19 protein-coding genes, 2 tRNA genes and 1 other RNA gene are annotated in these 20,415 nt (G+C 64.3%); 13 read left to right on the top strand and 9 right to left on the bottom strand.

All coding sequences use genetic code 11. The annotated features are described in order from the left end of the window. The first annotated feature begins 118 nt into the window (after positions 1–118). From AC4D2W_RS05665 to gnd, 6 genes are all read left to right on the top strand, one after another. Positions 119–538: a DUF3052 domain-containing protein gene (locus tag AC4D2W_RS05665; RefSeq protein ID WP_400927994.1), complete on the top strand. Its 420-nt coding sequence runs from the start codon at positions 119–121 to the stop codon at positions 536–538. 5 nt (positions 539–543) lie between these two features. Next, the gene (locus AC4D2W_RS05660; protein ID WP_490925902.1) at positions 544–1,026 is read left to right on the top strand and encodes a redoxin domain-containing protein; all 483 of its coding nucleotides are present in this window, start codon (positions 544–546) and stop codon (positions 1,024–1,026) included. After that, positions 1,023–1,976: an NAD-dependent protein deacetylase gene (locus tag AC4D2W_RS05655; RefSeq protein ID WP_490925901.1), complete on the top strand. Its 954-nt coding sequence runs from the start codon at positions 1,023–1,025 to the stop codon at positions 1,974–1,976. Before AC4D2W_RS05660 ends, AC4D2W_RS05655 begins: the two co-directional genes overlap by 4 nt. 153 nt (positions 1,977–2,129) lie before the next feature. Further along, positions 2,130–2,202, top strand: a tRNA-Val gene (locus AC4D2W_RS05650). 290 nt (positions 2,203–2,492) lie between these two features. Then, complete coding sequence (locus AC4D2W_RS05645; protein WP_490925900.1) at positions 2,493–3,398, top strand: serine hydrolase; 906 nt, start codon at positions 2,493–2,495, stop codon at positions 3,396–3,398. An 85-nt stretch (positions 3,399–3,483) separates the two neighbouring features. Beyond that, positions 3,484–4,920 (top strand): NADP-dependent phosphogluconate dehydrogenase, encoded by a 1,437-nt coding sequence (gene gnd, locus AC4D2W_RS05640; protein ID WP_490925899.1) that lies wholly within the window; start codon positions 3,484–3,486, stop codon positions 4,918–4,920. A gap of 70 nt (positions 4,921–4,990) precedes the next feature. On the opposite strand, the gene epsC is transcribed toward gnd, so the two are convergent. The 3 genes from epsC to msrA all read right to left on the bottom strand — a co-directional run bounded on the left by epsC (position 4,991) and on the right by msrA (position 7,201). Further along, positions 4,991–5,575, bottom strand: a complete 585-nt coding sequence (gene epsC, locus AC4D2W_RS05635; RefSeq protein ID WP_490925898.1) for a serine O-acetyltransferase EpsC — start codon at positions 5,573–5,575, stop codon at positions 4,991–4,993. A gap of 53 nt (positions 5,576–5,628) precedes the next feature. Continuing rightward, complete coding sequence (cysK, locus tag AC4D2W_RS05630) at positions 5,629–6,564, bottom strand: cysteine synthase A (protein WP_490925897.1); 936 nt, start codon at positions 6,562–6,564, stop codon at positions 5,629–5,631. Positions 6,565–6,676: 112 nt separating this feature from the next. Further along, the gene (gene msrA, locus AC4D2W_RS05625; protein WP_490925896.1) at positions 6,677–7,201 is read right to left on the bottom strand and encodes a peptide-methionine (S)-S-oxide reductase MsrA; all 525 of its coding nucleotides are present in this window, start codon (positions 7,199–7,201) and stop codon (positions 6,677–6,679) included. Between the two features lie 133 nt (positions 7,202–7,334). Between msrA and AC4D2W_RS05620 the strand changes: the two genes are divergently transcribed. The 3 genes from AC4D2W_RS05620 (at position 7,335) to AC4D2W_RS05610 (ending at position 10,060) form a co-directional block, all read left to right on the top strand. Next, positions 7,335–8,249, top strand: a complete 915-nt coding sequence (locus AC4D2W_RS05620) for a Nif3-like dinuclear metal center hexameric protein (RefSeq protein WP_490925895.1) — start codon at positions 7,335–7,337, stop codon at positions 8,247–8,249. Positions 8,250–8,320: 71 nt separating this feature from the next. Then, a complete protein-coding gene (locus tag AC4D2W_RS05615; RefSeq protein WP_490925894.1) occupies positions 8,321–9,061 on the top strand; it encodes a zinc ribbon domain-containing protein in 741 nt (246 codons plus the stop codon). Between the two features lie 3 nt (positions 9,062–9,064). Next, positions 9,065–10,060, top strand: a complete 996-nt coding sequence (locus AC4D2W_RS05610; RefSeq protein ID WP_490925893.1) for a reverse transcriptase-like protein — start codon at positions 9,065–9,067, stop codon at positions 10,058–10,060. 30 nt (positions 10,061–10,090) lie between these two features. Here the strand turns inward: AC4D2W_RS05610 and AC4D2W_RS05605 are convergent, their stop codons facing one another. Then, positions 10,091–10,873 (bottom strand): YaaA family protein, encoded by a 783-nt coding sequence (locus AC4D2W_RS05605; protein WP_490925892.1) that lies wholly within the window; start codon positions 10,871–10,873, stop codon positions 10,091–10,093. An 88-nt stretch (positions 10,874–10,961) separates the two neighbouring features. On the opposite strand from AC4D2W_RS05605, the gene rnpB reads away from it, so the two are divergent. From rnpB to AC4D2W_RS05590, 3 genes are all read left to right on the top strand, one after another. Next, positions 10,962–11,363, top strand: an RNA gene (gene rnpB, locus AC4D2W_RS05600) — RNase P RNA component class A. Between the two features lie 146 nt (positions 11,364–11,509). Further along, positions 11,510–12,793, top strand: a complete 1,284-nt coding sequence (locus tag AC4D2W_RS05595; protein ID WP_490925890.1) for an MFS transporter — start codon at positions 11,510–11,512, stop codon at positions 12,791–12,793. A 134-nt stretch (positions 12,794–12,927) separates the two neighbouring features. After that, complete coding sequence (locus AC4D2W_RS05590) at positions 12,928–14,394, top strand: glyceraldehyde-3-phosphate dehydrogenase (RefSeq protein WP_490925889.1); 1,467 nt, start codon at positions 12,928–12,930, stop codon at positions 14,392–14,394. An 81-nt stretch (positions 14,395–14,475) separates the two neighbouring features. Here the strand turns inward: AC4D2W_RS05590 and AC4D2W_RS05585 are convergent, their stop codons facing one another. From AC4D2W_RS05585 to orn, 4 genes are all read right to left on the bottom strand, one after another. Continuing rightward, entirely contained in the window at positions 14,476–15,048 is a 573-nt protein-coding gene (locus tag AC4D2W_RS05585) for a peptide deformylase (RefSeq protein ID WP_490925888.1), read from the bottom strand. A 58-nt stretch (positions 15,049–15,106) separates the two neighbouring features. Further along, entirely contained in the window at positions 15,107–16,261 is a 1,155-nt protein-coding gene (locus AC4D2W_RS05580; RefSeq protein ID WP_490925887.1) for an acyl-CoA dehydrogenase family protein, read from the bottom strand. A gap of 163 nt (positions 16,262–16,424) precedes the next feature. Beyond that, positions 16,425–16,500: transfer RNA gene (locus AC4D2W_RS05575), tRNA-His, on the bottom strand. Positions 16,501–16,642: 142 nt separating this feature from the next. Continuing rightward, entirely contained in the window at positions 16,643–17,245 is a 603-nt protein-coding gene (gene orn / locus AC4D2W_RS05570; RefSeq protein WP_490925886.1) for an oligoribonuclease, read from the bottom strand. A 329-nt stretch (positions 17,246–17,574) separates the two neighbouring features. On the opposite strand from orn, the gene mptB reads away from it, so the two are divergent. After that, positions 17,575–19,113: a polyprenol phosphomannose-dependent alpha 1,6 mannosyltransferase MptB gene (mptB, locus tag AC4D2W_RS05565; RefSeq protein ID WP_490925885.1), complete on the top strand. Its 1,539-nt coding sequence runs from the start codon at positions 17,575–17,577 to the stop codon at positions 19,111–19,113. Here the strand turns inward: mptB and AC4D2W_RS05560 are convergent. After that, positions 19,076–20,347 carry a glycosyltransferase 87 family protein gene (locus AC4D2W_RS05560; protein ID WP_490925884.1) on the bottom strand — a complete coding sequence of 424 codons (1,272 nt, stop codon included), beginning with the start codon at positions 20,345–20,347 and terminating at the stop codon, positions 19,076–19,078. The genes mptB and AC4D2W_RS05560 overlap by 38 nt on opposite strands. Positions 20,348–20,415: the final 68 nt, after the last annotated feature.

Below are 20,415 nucleotides of genomic sequence, written 5' to 3'. Positions count from 1 at the left end.
GTGCGGCCCCGGAGCCTTGAAGGATCCGGGCAAAAGGTGTTGGCTTATGTCCCAGACACCGCATCTCGTCCAAATATGTGATTCCCTTGTATTTATGCAGTCAACCAGGAGGAGTGAAGTGAGCGAGGCCGAAGCCGTCACGGATAAGAACGTGGCGGGAAGATTGGGTTTCAAAGACCAAGACCTGATTCAGGAATTCGGTTACGACGAGGATGTCGATTTTGACCTCCGCGACGGCCTCGAGGATTTGGTGGGGAGTGAGCTTCTCACCGAAGAGGACCATGACGTTGTAGACGGAGTCATCCTCTGGTGGCGCGCCGACGACGGCGACCTGGTGGATGCCCTGGTGGACTCCATCACAACGCTCGACGACGGCGGCGTTGTTTGGGTGCTGACCCCCAAGTCCGGCCGGGAAGGGTACGTTCCCCCCGCCGACATTGAGGAAGCTGCTCCCACTGCGGGGCTGCACGTCACCACATCTCCCGCCGTGAGCAGCGACTGGGCCGCCACGCGCCTGGTTGCCCGCCGCAAGAAGTAGCAGGTTTGGAGCGGGCCACGGTTCCTGCAGGTCACGCACGGTACGCCGCTCCGGACTTTGAGCTCCCCAACCAGTTCGGGGAGCCCGTCCGGCTGGCGGACCTGCGCGGAACGCCGGTGCTCCTGGTCTTTTATCCCTTTGCGTTCTCCGGCGTGTGTTCCGGAGAGCTGGATGAGCTTGAGGCTGCCCGGGCAGAGTTTGCCCGGGCAGGCATCCGCATTGTGGCAGTGTCCTGCGACTCCAAGTATTCCCTGCGGGCCTATGCGGAAAACCGCGGGTATTCGTTTGATCTGCTGGCCGACTTTTGGCCCCACGGCCGGGTCGCGGGGGCCTACAGGGCGTTCGACGCCGTGCAGGGCCGCCCGCGGCGCGCCTCCTTCATCATTGACCGGGCCGGGATGGTCCGTGCCGAGGTGCATTCCGATCCGGGATCGCCGCGTCCCCTGCAGGCTTACCGGGACGCCTTTAAGGAGCTGGCTGAACCATGACAAACCCACCTTCTGAATCAACCGATCCCCAGCCGCACCCGGCTCCCCGGCCGGGCCTGGGGTTGACCGGCTTTGTCCGGTCGGATCCGGAACCCTCGGCACCGCGGCCCACGGCGGAGGAGGAGCGGGAGCTCCGCCGCGCCGTCGAGCTGTTGTCCGGAAAACGCATTGCTGTCCTTACCGGTGCCGGCCTGAGCACTGACTCCGGGATTCCCGATTACCGCGGTCCGGAAGCGCCGCCGCGCAACCCGATGACGTATCAGGAGTTCGTGGGAGATCCCGAGCTGCGCCGTCGCTACTGGGCGCGGAACCATGTGGGCTGGCACCATCTGCGGCAGGCAGCACCCAATGCCGGCCATGCCGCCGTCGCCCGCCTGGAGCGCCGGGGGCTCACCACCGGCCTGATTACGCAGAATGTGGACCGCCTGCACACCGATGCCGGCAGCGCACTGGCCGTGGACCTGCACGGGCGCTTCGACCGGGTGATCTGCCTGGACTGCCGCACCCGGTATTCGCGCCAGACAATTTCCAAGCTGCTGGAAGACCTCAATCCCGGTTTCCTGGAGCGCGCGCGGCTCGACGGCGATATTGCCCCGGACGCGGATGCGGACGTGGCCGATACCGAAGATTTTGTTGTGGCGGACTGCCCGGTGTGCGGTGGAATGCTCAAGCCCGATTTTGTCTATTTCGGCGAAAACGTTCCCCGGGACCGCGTGGCGGCTGCCTTTGCCATGCTGAACGCCGCTGACGCGCTTCTGGTGGCGGGTTCCTCCCTGACGGTGATGAGCGGTCTGCGGTTCGTCAAGCATGCCCATAAGACGGGAAAACCGGTGGTTATTATCAATCGCGGGACCACGCGCGGAGATGACCTGGCGGACCTGAAAATTGATGCCGGCGTAGCCACCGCTTTGGAATATCTGGCCGCCGAGCTTCCTGATTTGCCGCGCTGATCCGCCGGGAACTGGCCGGGAAGTGGGATGGCACTGACCGTCCAATAACCGCCTTCTCGAGCCGATTAGGCAAACTCCCTAAACGTCGGGTAGAGTAATTCCTCGTGATGCGGCGCTGATCAGGGAAACTTGAAAGGCATAACGGTCACAAAAGGGTCTTTAGCTCAGCTGGTAGAGCGCCACGTTTACACCGTGGATGTCATCGGTTCGATCCCGGTAGGACCCACCGAAAAGTACAGCGAACCCGCCGTCCGGCTCCGGACGGCGGGTTTTGTTTTGTCCGGATCCCACGGGCTGCGGAGCGTGTTTTTGGCCACCCGCCAAAGCGCCGACCGTTGAATTTTCGAGGGTGCGCTTCCGCGCTCCCAGCCTTCCAACAGGGTCCACTGCTATCCCTGAAGAGTCAGGGGACCCTGCACTCGGCAGGGTACGGAAAACCCTCCCGGGCAGGTGTAATTCGCCAGCAGATTGAAACGAACAGGGGGTGCAGGCATGCACAGTGCAATCAGACGTTCCTTGGCAGCAGCTGCCGTGCTGCTTCTCCCGCTCACCGCGGTTGGCTGTACAGAGGCGGCTGACCCGAATCCGGATCCCGCCCCCGGGGCGACGCAGGAAGCCCCCGGCTCTCAGCCCTTCCCGTCCGAGCAGGCCGACCTGCTCTCGTCCGCTCTTGACGACTACGCGGCGGGGACGGACACCGAATTCTCTGCGGCTGTCTACGAATCCTCCACGGGCCGGGCCTGGCACTACAACCCGGATAACAGCTACCTCGAAGCCAGCCTGGTAAAAGTGCCCATCCTGCTCACGCTGCTGCGCCAGGCAACGGACGAGCAGCGGGAGCTGACCCCCGAGGAGGAAGAGCTCGCCGTGATGATGATCGAGTACAGCAATAATGACTCGACCACGGCGCTTTATGAGGCGGTGGGCGGAGCCGAGGAACTGGGCCGGACCTATGACCTGCTCGGCGTGACGCGGACGGAAGCCACTGACATCTGGGGCGCCAACGACACCGGCGTCGAAGACCAGCTCCGGATCGCCCGTGCCGTCCTGGACGGCGTGGACTGGATCAACGGCAGCCTGCACGGCTTCGCCGTGGAACTCATGGAAAACGTGGACGCCGGCCAGAGCTGGGGCATCGGTGCCGGGCTTCCCGCCTTCAGCGCGGAGATTGCCCTCAAGAACGGCTGGCTTCAGGATGACGACAACGTCTGGAACGTAGGCAGCATGGGATTTGTCCGGGCCGGTGACAACAACGACTATGCCGTGGTGGTCCTGACCTCAGGAACCTCCACCATGGAAGACGGGGTGGCCGTGGTGGAGGAGGTGGCCGGTGTGATCAACACGTTTGAATCCACCGGCACCACCGGAACCACCGGCACGGCCGACACGGAAGGCCCCGTGTGGCGGGTGAGCGGCCCGTAAGCATAGGCTGGAGGATAAAGACGGCGGGTGAGCGCCGATCGTTGTGCCCCCATTGCCGGGGCACCCGAAGAATCCTGGAGAGAACTTGAGCGCACAAATTGGCGTCACCGGCCTTGCTGTTATGGGTGCAAACCTGGCCCGCAACCTGGCCCGGAACGGCTACACCGTAGCCCTGCACAACCGGTCCATCGAAAAGACGGATGCGCTGTTGTCCGCGCACGGCGATGAAGGCGACTTCATCCGCACGGAGTCCCTGCAGGAGCTGGTGGACAACCTTGAAAAGCCCCGGCGGGTCCTGATTATGGTGAAGGCCGGTGCGCCGGTGGATTCCGTGATCGACCAGCTGGTGCCGCTGCTGGAGCCCGGTGACATTGTGATCGACGCCGGCAACTCACACTACGAGGACACCCGCCGCCGCGAGGCTGCACTGGCCGAGAAGAACCTGCATTTTGTGGGCGTCGGCGTGTCCGGCGGAGAAGAAGGCGCGCTGCTGGGCCCGTCCATCATGCCCGGCGGCTCGCGCGAGTCCTATGACTCCCTCGGTCCCATGCTGGAAAAGATTTCCGCCAAGTACGACGGCCAGCCCTGCTGCAGCTGGATCGGCACCGACGGCGCCGGCCACTTCGTCAAGATGGTTCACAACGGCATTGAGTACGCGGACATGCAGGTTATCGGCGAGGCCTATGACCTGCTCCGTTCGGCAGCAGGCATTGAGCCGGCCGACCAGGCCAAGATCTTCACGGAATGGAACACCGGTCAGCTCAGCTCCTTCCTGATCGAAATCACCGCCGAGGTCCTGGCACACACAGACGCCAAGACCGGGAAGCCGTTCGTAGACGTCGTCGTGGATTCGGCCGGCCAGAAGGGCACCGGCCGCTGGACCGTGGTGTCCGGCCTGGACCTGGGTTCGCCGGTATCCGCCATCGCCGAGTCCGTCTTTGCCCGTGCACTGTCTTCACAGCGCGGCCAGCGGGAGCAGGCACAGGAAATCCTCGCCGGCGGCGAAGCATCCGTGGAACTCCCTGACACCTTCGTGGACGACGTCCGCCAGGCGCTGTATGCCTCCAAGCTCGTCAGCTACGCACAGGGCATCGACATGCTCAACAGTGCAGCCAAGGAGTACGGCTGGGACCTCAAGCTGGACCAGATCGCCTCCCTGTGGCGTGCCGGCTGCATCATCCGGGCCGAGCTGCTTGATGACATCATGAAGGCCTACGCAGGGGACCAGGCTCCGGCCAACCTGCTGCTGGCTCCGGCATTTGCCGAATCCATTGCTGCCGCTCTGCCGGCCTGGCGCCGCGTGGTGTCCGTGGCAGTCCAGTTGGGCATCCCCGTGCCCGTATTCAGCTCTTCCCTGGCTTACTACGACGGCCTGCGCCGCAAGCGCCTGCCCGCCGCACTGACCCAGGGCCTGCGCGATCTCTTCGGTGCGCACACGTATAACCGCGTGGACACGGACGGAACCTTCCACACGCTGTGGAGCGGGGACCATTCCGAGGTTGAGGCAGTGGACACCCACTAGCACCTGCCCGGAGCGCAGAAAGGCCGCCGGCACCAAGAGGTGCCGGCGGCCTTTCTGCGTCTAATCAGCGTTAGATGTAAATCGCGGGATCAATGTACTCGGCCGGATCCACGGCTGCCTGGGTTTCTTTCACCTGACGGTGGCGCCAGCGCGCCGGGATCCCGGTGATGATGGAATCGGCGGGAGCGTCCTTGACCACCACGGCGTTGGCGCCCACTGCACTGTTCTTGCCGATGACCACCGGACCCAGGATCTTGGCGCCCGCACCCACCGTGACGCCGTCGCAGAGGGTTGGGTGGCGCTTGATCCGCGCCAGGGAGCGTCCGCCCAGGGTCACCCCGTGATAAAGCATGACGTCGTTCCCGATTTCCGCGGTTTCACCGATCACTACGCCCATTCCGTGGTCGATGAAGAAACGCCGGCCGATTCTCGCCCCCGGGTGGATCTCGATGCCCGTGGCAAACCGGGTCAGCTGGGAGAGGATCCGGGCGGGGAACCGCAGCCCCGGCCGGGTCCACATCCGGTGGGTCAGCCGGTGCATCCAAATGGCGTGCAGCCCCGAGTAGACCACAAGGTTCTCGAAAGAACCGCGCGCGGCCGGGTCATGGGACGCGGCGGCGTCGAGGTCTTCACGCAGGCGTGCAAGGAAGCTCACTGGGGACTTTCTGGTCAGGCGGATCCGGGCGGGATCCGGAAACGGTGCGGGAATCAGCCCCGGATGTCGTCGTAAAGCACAGTGGAAATGTAACGCTCACCAAAGTCGCAGACCACGGCGACAATCAGCTTACCGGCGTTTTCCGGGCGCTTGGCGAGTTCCAGTGCGGCCCACACGATGGATCCCGAGGAGATGCCGCCGAGGATTCCTTCCTTGGCTCCCAGGGCGCGGGCGGTGGCTACGGAGTCCTCGATGGACGCATCAATGACTTCGTCATAGATGGTGGTGTCCAGCACCTCGGGAACAAAGTTGGCACCCAGGCCCTGGATCTTGTGCGGGCCCGGGGAGCCGCCGTTGAGGATGGCCGAGTCCTTGGGCTCGACGGCAACAATCTGCACGCCGGGCTTGCGCTTCTTCAGGACCTGTCCGACGCCGGTGACGGTACCGCCGGTGCCCACGCCGGCAACAAAGATGTCAATCTTGCCGTCGGTGTCTTCCCAGATTTCCTCGGCGGTCGTCCGGCGGTGGATCTCGGGGTTGGCAGCATTGGCAAACTGCTGCGCCCAGATGGCGTTCTCGGTGGTGGCCACGATTTCCTTGGCCTTGTCCACGGCGCCGCGCATGCCTTCGGAGCCGGGAGTCAGGACAATCTCGGCACCGTAGGCGCGGAGCATGACCCGGCGCTCGGTGGACATGGTCTCCGGCATGGTCAGGATGACTTTGTAGCCCCGGGCTGCACCCACCATGGCCAGGGCGATGCCCGTATTGCCGGAGGTGCCTTCGACGATCGTGCCGCCCGGCTTGAGCGCCCCGGCCTTTTCCGCTGCGTCAACAATCGCCACGCCAATGCGGTCCTTCACGCTGTTGGCGGGGTTGTAGAACTCGAGCTTGACCGCGACCTCGGCGTCGAGGCCTTCGGTCAGGCGGTTCAGCCGCACCAGCGGCGTACCGCCGACCAGCTGGGTGACGTCGTCGTAAATCCGTGCCATGGTATGTCCTCTATCCGTCGGAATGTCTGTTCGGAAGTCTGTTGGCTGTGGGGGCGCTGCCGGAAAGCCTGTAACGGGCCCGTTCTAGCCTACCCCCAAGCATGGGGATGGCTCAGTTGTCAAGCCATTCGGCGTAATATTTCCGGGCCTTGGCAAGCTTGGGATTGATGATCACCTGGCAGTACCCCTGTTCGGGGTGCTTGGCGTAAAAATCCTGATGGTAGTCCTCGGCCACGTGGAACTGCGGCAGCGGGGAAATTTCCGTCACGATGGGGTTGTCCCAGTGCGACTGGGCCCGGTCCCGCGCCTTCTCGAATTCCTCGCGCTCGGCCTCGTTTGTGTAGAACATGGAGGACCGGTACTGGGTTCCGACGTCGTAGCCCTGCCGGTTGAGCGTGGTGGGGTCGTGCGAGATGAAGAACATGTCCAGGATCACTTCGCCCGGAATGATGTCTTCGTCGAAAGTCACCGCCACAACCTCGGCATGCCCGGTGGTGCCGGAGCACACGCTGTCATAGTCCGGATGGGCGGTGTGCCCGCCGGTGTAACCGGATACGACTTCGGTCACGCCGCGGGTCTTCTGATAAAGGGCGTCGAGGCACCAGAAGCAGCCTCCGCCAAGTACATAGGTCTTCATACCCTCTATCAATGCATGTGCGGCCGTATTGATTCCCGCTCTTGCGCGCGGCTCCGGGCAGAGCCGCCGGGAAAGCCGCCAGTGCGGCGCGCCCGAATTGAGCGGGGCAAACCCAGCGGGTAGAACTGGACCTATGCATACAGACCAGCCCGAGCACACAGGCCAGCCCGAGCGCACAAGCCAGCCCGAGCAGGCAGAGCAGCCCGCCGTTCCCACCCTCGGCGACGTGCTCCGTGTCGCAGAGGAACTGTGGCCCGAAGCCCTCGCGGAAGGATGGGACGCCGTTGGCCTCGTGGCCGGACAGCCCTCCCGGGAAGTTCGGCGGATCCTCTTTGCGGTGGACCCCACCTCAGCGGTCATCGATGAAGCCCTTGAATGGGGTGCAGACCTGCTGCTGACCCACCATCCGCTGTTCCTGAAGCCGGTCCATTCAGTGGCCGCCACCAGCTTCAAGGGCGACGCCGTGCACCGCCTGATCGAGGGCGGCTGCGCGCTGCTGGCAGTGCACACCAACGGCGACAGCGCCGTGGGCGGTGTCTCGGATGTGCTTGCTGATGCCTTTGGCCTGAAACATGTGGAGCCCCTGGTTCCGGCAGCGGACGGATTGCCGGAGGAAGGCATCGGGCGGGTGGGCGAACTGCCCGCGGCTGCCACGCTGGCCGATTTCGCGAAGCTGGTCTTCAGCATCCTCCCCGCGGTGGCCGGCGGTGTCCGCGTAGCAGGGGACCCGCACGGGCTGGTGCGCCGCGTAGCTGTCTGCGGGGGTGCCGGAGACAGCCTTTTCGACGCCGTCCGCCGGCACCGGGCTGACGTTTACGTCACAGCTGACCTTCGCCACCATCCGGCCTCCGAAGCCCGCGAGGCGGCGGTTAACGACCGCCCCTATCTGATTGATGTGTCCCATTTCGGCAGTGAATGGTTGTGGTTGACGCCTGCAGCCCGTGCATTGGAGAACGTTCTGAACGATCACGGGTTCAGTACGGAGATCCGGATCAGCACCACCAACACGGATCCGTGGGATTTTGTGCTGACACCCGGGCTGAACTGATCTGCGGCGTTGGCATAGGCTAGGGGGGAAGAACCGGGCCGGGTGGCCCGGTCATAGGTGGAGGTTTTTCGGTGGCAAAAGCATCGTCGGCGGAGCAGCTGCGGCTGCTCGATTTGCAGGCTCTGGACAGTACGGTCCGCAAACTTCGGAACCGGGCACGCAGCGTCAATGACAATTCCGCCATCGCGGACCTCGCCATGGAGCGGGCCGCAGCACAGAGCCGGCTCGTTGCCGCTGCCACCGAGGCCGCGGACATCACGCGTGAACTGACCCGTGCCGAGGCCGACGTTGCCTCCGTGGCAGCCCGCGTGGAGCGCAACCAGAAGCATCTGGACAGCGGCAGCGGCACGTCCAAGGAGCTCACCTCGCTGCAGAGCGAAATGGAGTCGCTGAAGCGGCGCCGTTCCGACCTGGAGGATGTGGAGCTGGAGGTCATGGAACGCCTGGAAGCTGCCAAGGCTGTGGAGGACCAGTCCCGCCAGGAAGCTGCCGACCTGGATGCCCGGATGGCCGCGCTGGAGGAAAAGCGCGACGCCGAGCTGGCCGAGATTGAATCGGAGCGCCGCGCCGTCGTTGCTGACCGCGACGAACTCGCCGCCACCTTCGAGCCCGACTTGCTCGCTCTCTACGAAAAGACGCTGGCCAAGCACGGCATCGGTGCTGCGCGGCTGTACAACGGCACCTCGGAAGGCTCCGGCATGCAGCTGAGCCCCGGGGACCTCGCGGACATCCGCCGGGCCGCTGAGGACGACATTGTCTTCTGCCCCGACTCCGGCTGCATCCTGGTGCGCTCCGATGAGTGGAGCAGCTGAGAAGTGACCCTGTTTGACCCGTCTGACACCCCCGCCGAACCGTCCCGGAGTGCGGCCCCCTCCGCGTCCCGGCGCACGCTGATTGTGGAGGCCGACGGCGGGTCCCGCGGCAATCCCGGGCACGCCGGTTACGGCGCCCTGGTGCGGGATCCGGACACCGGGATGATCCTCGCCGAAAAGGCGCAGTACATCGGCAAGGCGTCCAACAACGTTGCCGAATATTCCGGTCTGGTGGCGGCGCTGGAAATGGCGCACGAGATTGATCCGGACTGTTGGATCCTCGCCAAGATGGACTCCAAGCTCGTGGTGGAGCAAATGAGCGGCCGCTGGAAGATCAAGCACGAGGACATGCAAAAACTGGCCGCGAAGGCCCGGGGAATAGTGAACCCGCGGCGCGTGAAGTACCAGTGGATTCCCCGTGAGCTGAATAAGGATGCCGACCGGCTCTCCAACGAAGCCATGGACGCCGGGATGGCCGGCGTTCCGTGGGTGCAGAAGGGCGGCGCGGCAAACGATCGGATGCCGCAGGACGCACCCGAAGCAGGAGCGGTGCCTGCGGAGTCGGCACAAGCAGAGCCGGCAGCGGCTCCGGTGCCTTCCGGCCGGCTGCACCACACCGAGCTGTGGGTCCGCGACTTCGCCGCAGCGGAAACTTCGCTGGGCTGGCTCCTGGAGCGGCTGGGATACCGGCGTGCCGAGGGCTGGGACACCGGCGCCCGGTGGCAGGGAGCGGACAGTTATATTGTCATCGAGGCCGGGCCGGATGTGCTGGACGCGGACCATGAGCGGCGGCGGCCGGGGTTGAACCATCTGGCCTTTCATGCCGGCTCGCGCGCCGACGTGGACCTGCTCACCCGCCGGGCGGCCAGCCACGGCTGGACGCTGCTCTTCGCCGACCGGCATCCGCATGCGGGCGGGCAGGGCCACTACGCCGCGTATCTGGAAAACAGCGAGGGCTTCGAAGTGGAGCTGGTGGCGGAGGATTCCCCCTCCGCTTAGCTGGGCACTCCGCTTGACTGGGCTTGCCGGTTAACTGGGCGAGGGGGCCTGACCCGGCAGGATGATGTTGAGCTGATACGGCTTGCGGGCCGTGGCCGGGACCAGTTCCGCTTCCCACTTCTCGGATGCAGCCGCGAGCAGTTGTTCGGGCGTCTGCGGGTCGGTTCCGGTGCGGCTCAGCAGATGCCGGGCAAGCTCTCCGCGGGTGTGCTTGGCAAAGTGGGACACCACTGTGCGCTTGCCGTTGCGTACCTGGAAAACGTTCACGGAGGCGGCTGCGGCCGGTTCCGGCGCCCAGGCGGCGGCGTACGTGCTGGAGCGGCAGTCCACCACCAGCTGCCCCCGGGCATGGTCCGCGAGGACCTCCTCCAGGTGCTTCTTCCAAAACGCTGCCAGTTTGCCCGTTTCCGGGAGTTTTACCGCCATGGACAACCGGTAGGCGGGAATGGGGTCAGCAAACCCCAGCGCGCCCCACAGTCCCGAGATGACGACGACGGCGTCGTCGGCCTTGCGCTGCTGGGCGGCGGTCAGGGAGGCATAGCCCAGAGCGTCGTAGAGGACACCGGTGTAGATGCGGTGAGCCGGGGCGCACGGTTGCTCAGCCAGCACAGTGTTCCGGCGCACCTCAGTTGCCAGTGATGAACCGACACCGAGGACAGTGTGCGCATCCTCCGCCGTGCTGGCTTCCGCCAGAGCAGCGAGGACCTGTTTGCGGGCATCGTTGAGTTCGGGGAAATGCAGCAGGTTCGGGTCAAAGACCGGACCGGTTGCGGCGGGCGTTTTCCCTTCGGAGGGCGGCAGCAGAATTAACACCAATTAATCGTACGCGAGCCGGATTGCTGGTCCCCGCGGCTGCCCGGGCAGCAGGGGCAGGGCGGAGACGGTAGCATTAGAGGCTGGACGGGTTGGCCAGGCGATCGCGTTGGTTCCTTTTTGCGAAGGACCGCCGAGGAAAGTCCGGGCTCCGCAGAGCAGGGTGGTGGGTAACGCCCACTCGGGGAAACCCGCAGGCCAGTGCCACAGAAAAGAAACCGCCGCGGACGGTGGTCCGTTTGGATCAGCGTTTCTCGGTAAGGGTGAAAAGGTGGTGTAAGAGACCACCAGCGTTCCGGGTGACCGGTTCGGCTAGGTAAACCCCACCCGGAGCAAGGCCATACAGGACGCGTTTGAGGGCTGCTCGCCCGATGCGTCCGGGTAGGCCGCTTGAGGGCGCCGGCAACGGCGTTCCTAGATGGATGATTGCCGCCTCCGGTCCGGTAACGGTCCGGGGATACAAAACCCGGCTTATCGGCCAACCCGTCCCTTCACAGCATTCCATCGCACACCGGACTCTTCTCCGGAACGCTTCGGCAATAGTGTTCCTGTTTTTTGGCACTGTTTTTTCGAAGGATTTGCCCAAGCGTGTTGTCTTAGCGCGTTCGCCGGGTGCCGCGGGGCTATTGTGTGGAAATGTCCAGGACTACTACCAAACCGCGGCCGCTGGTGCTCCGCAATGCCAACTTCCGCGCACTGTGGATTTCCTCCACCGCAGGCATCTTCGGAACTTCCGTGGCGGCAGTGGCGCTTCCCCTGATTGCGGCCGTGGAACTGGATGCAACAGACTTCGCTGTGGCGGCGCTTTCCGGGGTGGGATTCCTGCCGTGGCTCCTGTTCGGGCTTCCGATCGGAGTCCTGGTGGACCGCTACCGCCGCAAGCCCGTGGTTCTGACGGCACTGGTGATGCGCATTGCGGTACTGATGTCCCTGCCCGTGGCCTTCTGGCTGGACCGCCTCACCGTGGCGCAGCTTTTCGTGGTCTCCTTCCTCTCCGGGCTGGCTGCGGTCTTCTCCATGCTCGCGGAATCCGCGCTGGTGCCCCGCGCCGTGAAACGGGAAGAACTGATTGAAGGCAACGGGCTGATGACCGGGTCGGCAGCCTCTGCGGATGCAGTGGGCAGGGGCCTGGGCGGCTGGCTCACCGGTGTCTGGGGCGCATCGAACTCGCTCCTGCTGCAGGTGGCGGCCTCCGCCGTATCCCTGGCGTCCGTGGCAACCCTCAAAGTGCAGGAATCCGTCAGCGACAATCCGGGATCGGTTCGGATCTTCCGGGAGATGGGCGAGGGGCTCCGGTACAGCTTCAGCACCGCGCCCCTGCGGGCCATCCTGCTGGTGGGAGCCCTGTGGAACCTGGGCGGCGCCATCGTTGTCTCGCTGATGGTCATCCTTGTGGTGCGCACGCTGGGGGAGTCCGGCGCAATGCTCGGATTCCTCACCGCAGCTACGGCACTGGGCGGAACCTTGGGCGGCCTGACGGTGAAACGGGTGACCCAGCGTCTGGGTTCAGGAACCGTGTGGCGTTTTTCCATGGTGCCGGCAGCGGCCGGGTACGGCAGCCTGCTCCTGATGAGCCCGGGCTGGGGAATGGCGCCCGGTTTCGCCGGTTTGTTCCTCGCCGGCTACGCCATCTCCATGAACGTTGTGGTCTCCACCAGTTTCCGCCAGCGGGTGTGTCCTCCGCAGATGCTGGGCCGGCTGGGATCCGCCTCCCGGATGGTGACCTGGGGCATGCTGGCCATTGCCGGTGTCATCGGCGGTCTTCTGGTGGACGCCCTCGGCATCCGCGGCGCCATTCTCACCGGTTTGGCCGTCGCCGTCCTCGCGCCGGCCGTGGCAGCGTTCGGTCCGCTGAGGGGTATCCGGCACCTGGAAGACCTGGAACCCGAACGGGACTTGAGCCCTGCGGAAACCCCCTAAACGTCCTGCACGCGCTGCAGCAGATGTGACGGACATCTCGTCAATCCGGCGGAGGGGACCAATGTGTCCTAATACACTGGGGAGGACGACCAACCGGCACAAAGCGGTGCCGGCTGAAAAAAGGATGTGAACTCTTGAGCCAGATCTCCGACGCCTGCCTTGATACCTGGATGGACCGCGAGGCCCTCGCCGAGGCAATGATTCCGCTGATCGGGCGGCTGTACCGCGAAAACAGCGTGGTGACCTCGGTATACGGCCGTCCACTGGTCAACCGCTCCGTTATCGACATACTCAAGGCCCACCGCTTCGCCCGGCAGATCGATGAAGTGGAACTGCCTGTTTCCGACACGTTCCCGCTGTTGCAGGCACTTTCCGAGCTTGAGCTCGGCGCCGCGTCCATCGACCTTGCCCGCCTGAGCCTGAAGTACAAGGCCGAGGGCGCTGACCGGGACCTGGAAGACTTCCTGCGCGAAGAGCTGGCAGACGTAGCGGGCCGGCACGGCGCCGATAACCGCACCAGCACCGACGTCGTGCTCTACGGCTTTGGCCGCATTGGCCGGCTGCTGGCGCGCATCCTCATCGACCACGCCGGCGGCGGCCAGGGACTGCGGCTCCGGGCAATCGTTGTCCGGAAGGGAGCCGAGAATGACCTCGTGAAGCGGGCGTCACTGCTGCGCCGCGACTCAGTGCACGGTGCCTTCGACGGAACCATCACCGTAGACGAGCAGAACAACACCATCCTGGCCAACGGAACCCTGATCCAGGTCATCTACTCGAACGATCCGGCCACCGTGGACTACACGGCCTACGGCATCTCCAACGCAGTGGTGGTGGACAACACGGGCCGCTGGCGCGATAAAGAAGGCCTGTCCCAGCACCTGGCCGCCAAGGGCGTGTCCCGCGTCCTGCTGACCGCCCCGGGCAAGGGCAGCCTCAAAAACATCGTGCACGGGATCAACCACGATTCCATCACCGATGAGGACCGCATCGTCACTGCGGCTTCCTGCACCACCAACGCCATTACTCCGGTCCTGAAGGTGCTCAACGACAAGTTCGGCATTATCCACGGGCATGTGGAGACGGTGCACTCGTTCACCAATGACCAGAACCTGATCGACAACTTCCATAAGGGCGACCGCCGCGGGCGCTCCGCTGCCCTGAACATGGTGATCACCGAAACCGGTGCGGCCAAGGCCGTGGCGAAGGCGCTGCCGGAGCTGGCCGGGAAGCTCAGCGGCAACGCTATCCGGGTTCCCACCCCCGATGTGTCGATGGCGATCCTGAACCTGAACTTCGAGACCTCCACCACCAAGGAAGAGATCAACACCTTCCTGCGGGAGACCTCGCTGAATTCGGACCTGCACAAGCAGATCGACTACATCGATTCACCGGAAGTGGTCTCCACCGACTTCGTGGGTTCCAAGCGGGCCGGCATTGTGGACGGGCTGGCCACCATCTCCAACGGTAAGAACGCTGTCCTCTACGTCTGGTACGACAACGAGTTCGGATACAGCTGCCAGGTGATCCGCGTACTGGAGGAAATGGCGCATGTGAATCCGCCGGCTTATCCGCGCGTCGCGGAGCTCGCGGCGTCGATCTAAGCGGTTTCCACCCGCGAAATAGCAGAAGGTGCGCTTCCCTGGGCTGGGAAGCGCACCTTCTGCTATTTCGGCGGTCAGTTTTTAGTGGCCGAACGGATCCGGATCGACGCCGGGCATCCAGGTCAGGCCAGGAACGTTCCACCCGTGGGCCTTGATGGTCTTGCGGGCCTTGCGGCTCCACCGGTCGTTGAGCTTGTCCACGTACAGCTTGCCGTCCAAGTGGTCGTACTCGTGCTGCAGGACGCGGGCAAACCAGCCCGTGGCTTCAAACTCCACGGCCGCTCCGTTTTCATCGAAGCCGGAAACCTTGGCCCACTCGGCGCGGTTGACCGGGAAGTTCTCTCCCGGCACGGACAGGCAGCCTTCGGCGTCCTCTTCCGGATCCGGTGCCGAGCCGGGGACCTTGGACGTGATCAGCACGGGATTGATGACGACACCGCGGTCCGGGGCGTCGTCATCGTTCGCGAAGTCAAAGGTGAACAGGCGCAGGCCCACGCCCACCTGGGTCGCTGCCAGCCCAACACCGTTGGCAACATCCATGGTTTCGTACATGTCCGCCACCAGGGAGCGCAGTTCATCATCGAACTTTTCCACCGGAGCGGCTCGGCGGTGCAGGACGGGTTCGCCGTGGATGACGATGGGACGGACGGTCATTGCTGGTCTTTCTGTTGGACGGATGGTTGTGGAAGGCCTTCGGAGGGGGTCAGGCAGGTTAGGCGGTGATCTTCCGGCCGATGACTTCGCGCATGATCTCGGAGGTGCCGCCGAAAATCGTCAGCAGCCGGGCGGCGAGGAAGGCCTGGGCAACGGGGTATTCCAGGATGTAGCCGTAGCCGCCGTGCAGCTGCAGGCAGCGGTCGGTGATGGACTTGACGCGCTCACTGGCCCAGAGCTTGGCCTTGGCCGCGGAGACGGCGTCCAGCTTTCCTTCGTTGAAGGCGACAATGGCCGCATCCACGTACGCCTCGGTGACCTCCACCTCGGTCTCGATGTCGGCCAGGGTAAACCGGGTGTTCTGGAAGTCGGCAATACGCTCGCCGAAGGCGCTGCGCTCCTTGGTGTACTGCACAGTGGCTTCGAAGATCTGCCGGGCCACGGCGGAGGATGCGACGGCGATGGCGAGCCGGCCCTGGGGGAGCTGGCCGGCGGCATATTCCAAGCCGCGGCCCACCTCGCCCACCAGGTTGCCTTCGGGGACGCGGACGTCGTCGAAGAACAGTTCGGCGGTGTCCGAGGCCTTCAGGCCCATCTTGTCCAGCTGGCCGCCGGTCTTGTAGCCCTCGGTCTTTTCGACCATGAACATGCTGAAGGAATCCCGGGCGCCGCGGCCGGTTCCGCCGTCGGTGCGGGCCAGGACCAGGGAGGCGTCACCGCTGATGCCGTTTCCGATGAACGTCTTCTGTCCGCTCAGGCGCCAGCCGCCGTCGTCGCGCACTGCCTTGGTGCGGATGCCGCGCAGGTCACTGCCGGCACCGGGCTCAGTCCAGGCGACGGAGGTGACGGTTTCGCCGCTGACCATGCCCGGCAGCCAGCGTTCCTTGAGATCATCGGAGCCGTAGGCCAGCAGATGGGGGAGGACCATGTCATCGTGCAGGTGGAAGGCCAGGCCGACGGCGAGATGATTGGCCCTGGCGAACTCCTCGTCCAGCACGGCGCGGTAGCGGTAATCCGGCATGCCGGCGCCGCCGAATTCCTCCGGCACGGCAAGTCCCAGGAGCCCCTGCTCTCCGGCGGCCGTCCACAGCTTCCGCGGCATGATGTGCTCGGCATCCCACTGGGCGTACCCGGGAGCGACTTCACGGGAGTTGAACTCCCGGGCGAGGTCGCGGAAAAGCTCATGGTCTTCTTCGAACAATCTGCGCTCCAAGCGGCGCCTCCTCAACGTTTGGCCGCAGTACGGTCCAGCGGCGGTGCTGCCGCGGCGCGGTCCGGGCAGTCTTTCCAATCAAGTCAAACACAAGTGCAAACACAACAAAGGCCGCCCCGATGAACCGGGACGGCCTTTGCGAAACTGGACCTGCCAGCTTCCTTGGGGTGAGTAACGGGGGTTGAACCCGCGACCTCCTGGACCACAACCAGGCGCTCTGCCAACTGAGCTATACCCACCATGTGCCTCGGATAACATATTCGCAAAGTCCAGGCGAGTGGTCTGTGCGAACTCATTTATCTGAGGCAGCGGAATCAAGCTTACACGGTTTTTGGAGTACTCCTGACCAAGTTGCCGCCGGGAGGCCCAAATGTGACCGAGCTAACTTTTGAAGCTCTCCGCAATTTTCTTGGCTGTTGCCGAATCCGGGCCCGGAGCGGGCACAAAAACGGCCTGCCGGTAATAGCGCAGCTCGTTGATCGAATCCACGATGTCCCCCAGTGCGCGGTGGTTGCCGGTCTTGGCCGGAGCCTGGAAGTAGGCACGCGGGTACCAGCGGCGGGCCAGTTCCTTGATCGTGGAGACATCGATGATGCGGTAGTGCAGGTAATCGATGACCGCGGGCATGTCCCGGGCGAGGAAGTTCCTGTCCGTGCCCACCGAGTTTCCGGCAAGCTGGGCCTTCTTCGGTTCCGGAACCCACTTGGTGATGTATTCGATGACCTGGGCTTCGGCCTCGGCCATGGTCATTCCGCCGGGCAGCTCATCCAGGAGCTTGGACGCGGTGTGCATGTTCCGGACAAAATCACCCATCTGGGCCAGCGCGGCGTCATCGGGCCGGATGACCACATCCACCCCGTCTCCCAGAATGTTCAACTCGGAATCGGTCACCAAGACCGCCACTTCAATGAGGGCGTCATTCTTGATGTCCAGGCCGGTCATTTCACAGTCGATCCAGACAATGCGTTCATTAGTAATTGGCACAGGACCAATGTACCGCGCAGCCGCCGGGGATGCGCCGGACGGAAAGCGGTCAGCAATGTGCTGGCTTCCGGCGTATGTGACGCATCCCTCACTCCGGCCGAACCGGTCCGCCGCGTCCGTGCATCCGGGCTTTGCACACTCTGCGGTGCTAATATCTTGGCTACTGACGGTCCTCGCCGCGGTGTGATCGGTGCCTGTCCTTCAGCTTCCGATAAAACCATTTACGCTGCTGAGTTCTTCCCGCGAAAACAGGTTTTGCCGCAGTCCCGGGCTTTGTGCCGGCGGGCCGTTGGGTAACTGTACAAACCCCAAAGATTGGAACCACGTAGATGACCGCCCAGGTCCCCGCGACCGAGCCTTCGTCTCCGGGCCCGGAGATAGCGAAAGCTCTCAACCCCAACGTCGCGATTATCCAGGGCCTCATCGGTTCCCTGCTGATGCTCGCGGGGTCACTCGGCGTCGGATGGCTCTCCCTGGCCTCGTATGACCTGCGCCGGAACCCGGTCATCATGTGGCTCCGCTTTGAGCCCGAGGGGGCAGTGCTCGCGGTGTTCATGCTGGCCGTGGGCGGGATGCTCCTGGTCCGTTCATGGTTGCGGCTGGGCCAGCGCATTACGTCCTGGGGGCCGGAAAGCCGGCCCGTGGTTCTCAAGGCCATAGTCGCTTGGGCGGCGCCCATGTGCGTGGCGCTGCCTCTCTTCAGCCGCGATGTCTTTGCCTACATCACCCAGGGACTGGTGATGGTCAGCGGGCTGAATCCGTACAAGGACGGCTATTCGCAGATTTCCAACTACGTCCAGATCGGCGCCGACGACCTGTGGGCGCAGAGCCCCACCCCTTACGGCCCGGTCTTCCTGTGGCTGGAGGAAATCGTGGTGCGCGTGACCGGCGGCCAGCCGGAATACTCCGTTCTCCTTTTCCGGCTCATCTCGCTGATCGGCGTGGCCCTGTGCGTGTACTACGTGCCCAAGCTCGCCGAACTGCACAACATCAACCCGAACCGGGCATTGTGGCTGACCGCGGCCAATCCGCTGTTCCTGACCACCTTCATTGCCAGCGTGCACAATGACGCCTTGATGATCGGGCTGGCCCTGGCCGGACTGTACCTGGCTGCCACCAAGCGGGCCATTCCCGGCATTCTGCTGATCACCCTGTCCGTGGGCATCAAGCCGATCACGCTGATCCTGCTGCCCTTCGTGGGTCTGATGTGGGCAGGCAAGGGGGCGTCCTGGCCGCGCAAGTTCCTCTACTGGTTCATGACGGCAGGAATGTCGCTGGGACTGCTCTGGATCCTCGGCATCGTCAACGGCCTGGGGTTCGGCTGGGTGGGCGCCCTGAGCACCCCGGGCAGCGTATGGATCTGGTACGCACCGGTGGGTTTCCTCGGCATGCTGGTTGCCACCCTGGGCAACGCGCTCGGGCTTCCGGGCTGGACCTTCGCGGATATCGTGCACACCGTTGGCCGGGTGGCTTCACTGCTGATCGTGTTCTGGCAGATGTTCGTAGGCGAGTACAGCCGTCTGGTGCGCCGCCTCACCCTGGCATTTGCCGCCATCGTTATGCTCGCGCCCATGATCCAGTCCTGGTACGTGGTGTGGCTGATCCCGTTGTTTGCCGTCACCGGCATCCGCAACGACTGGCAGGTCAAGACGCTGTACCTGGTGGTGTCCTTCTTCATGGTCTACGCGATCAGCGATCAGCTGGACATCTGGCCCTACTTTGACTTCAGCCTCACCGCCGCCCGGCAGATTGCTGCCGTGACGGCGCTGGGCTTCGCGCTCTACCTGATCTTCCTGGATCCCAAGACAAAGTCCCTGTTCCGGAAGAAGCTTACGGAGCCGTCTCCGGGCGAACTTCGGGTGCACTGACCCGGCTGCTGCCGCCGGCCTTCGTCAGCCGGACAATGCGCACCACTGACCAGCCGAACAGCACCAGCAGCAGGACGTTTCGCAGCGTCAGCAGCGCAGCGACCACCACGTTGAGGTCGTTGTACAGGGCGGCATAGAACATCGGATACACGAGCGTGGTCAGCGCCGCGATTGCCGGCATCAGGATCGCGGGCACCCGCCAGCTCCGGCCTTCCCAGGCCACGCCAACGGCAATAACCGCGCCCAGCCACAGCATGAACTGGGGCGAGCCCACCTTGTTGAACACGATGAACGCCGCCACAAGAGCCAGCGACCCGGCGATGAGCAGCTGTCCGGCGTCTGCCCCGCGGCGCAGCGCCCAGATCAGCAGGACGACGACGGCGAGGGCGGCCACCGCCAGGAGCGGCGTCATCAGTGCTGCCACCGGTTCACCCAGCGCGCCGCGCACCTCGCGCGTATTGATGATTTTGTCCTCGAAAATGTACGCCCCGGAACCGTTCCCCAGGATGGCCTGCCACAGGCCCGGCGTGGTGAACGGGGCTTCCATCTGCATGCCGCGGGCGCCCTGGGCGCCGACGAAGGAGAGCAGGTGGCGGACACCTCCGCCTGCGATGACAATTCCGGCCATCACCACTGAGACTGCCGCTCCGGTCAGCACCAGGGTCAGGCGGCGGCGGGAGGCCACCAAAACGGCCAGAATGACAGCTGCGGGCCACACCTTCATCCAGGTGGCCACGGACAGCAGGGCGGAGGCAACCACCGGGCGGCTGGCGAGCAGCAGCAAACCGATGATCACCAGCGGGGCCGTGAGCCCGTCCACCCGGCCCACGGCCACCGGGCCCAGCAGTCCGGTGACTGCCAGCCACCAGTAGGAGGCTGCGTACCGGGCGGGGGTTGCCGGTTTGCTGATGACGGCCACGGCTGCAGCGTTCAGCGCCGTGAAAATCGCAAACCACGCCAGCTGGTAACCTCCCCAGCCGAAAACCGCGGCAAGGAGCATCGGCAGCAGCGCCCCGATCGGATAGACCCAATCCGCGCTGATGCCCTGCCAGACGCCGTCGTTAATTCCCTCAAAAGCCCACTGCCGGTACAGGTTGATGTCACTGAGGACTCCGCCGGAGAAGATCAGCGACGACAATGCCGCGAAGAACACCAAATGGACCAGCGTGAAGCAAATCCATAACGATTTGCGGCGCATGAAGCGCTCCTGAACAGAGGACTTATTCAGCGACATTCCGGGTGGTTCTCCTTAGGTGATGCAGGTGCTGTGCACTGTCCAGGCACAGCGATAAGGGTACCGGC

The sequence above is a fragment of the Arthrobacter sp. TJ-58 genome, from assembly GCF_058269295.1.
Note: the sequence above shows the minus strand (reverse complement) of the source record. Positions and strands in the feature narration are given on the sequence as shown.

Bases quoted from the DNA above. Each gene is read 5' to 3' on its own strand.
- AC4D2W_RS05560 (WP_490925884.1), bottom strand. From the start codon at position 20,347: ATGTCGCTGAATAAGTCCTCTGTTCAGGAGCGCTTCATGCGCCGCAAA.
- mptB (WP_490925885.1), top strand. From the start codon at position 17,575: ATGACCGCCCAGGTCCCCGCGACCGAGCCTTCGTCTCCGGGCCCGGAG.
- AC4D2W_RS05585 (WP_490925888.1), bottom strand. From the start codon at position 15,048: ATGACCGTCCGTCCCATCGTCATCCACGGCGAACCCGTCCTGCACCGC.
- AC4D2W_RS05595 (WP_490925890.1), top strand. From the start codon at position 11,510: ATGTCCAGGACTACTACCAAACCGCGGCCGCTGGTGCTCCGCAATGCC.
- cysK (WP_490925897.1), bottom strand. From the start codon at position 6,564: ATGGCACGGATTTACGACGACGTCACCCAGCTGGTCGGCGGTACGCCG.
- msrA (WP_490925896.1), bottom strand. From the start codon at position 7,201: ATGAAGACCTATGTACTTGGCGGAGGCTGCTTCTGGTGCCTCGACGCC.
- AC4D2W_RS05655 (WP_490925901.1), top strand. From the start codon at position 1,023: ATGACAAACCCACCTTCTGAATCAACCGATCCCCAGCCGCACCCGGCT.
- AC4D2W_RS05620 (WP_490925895.1), top strand. From the start codon at position 7,335: ATGCATACAGACCAGCCCGAGCACACAGGCCAGCCCGAGCGCACAAGC.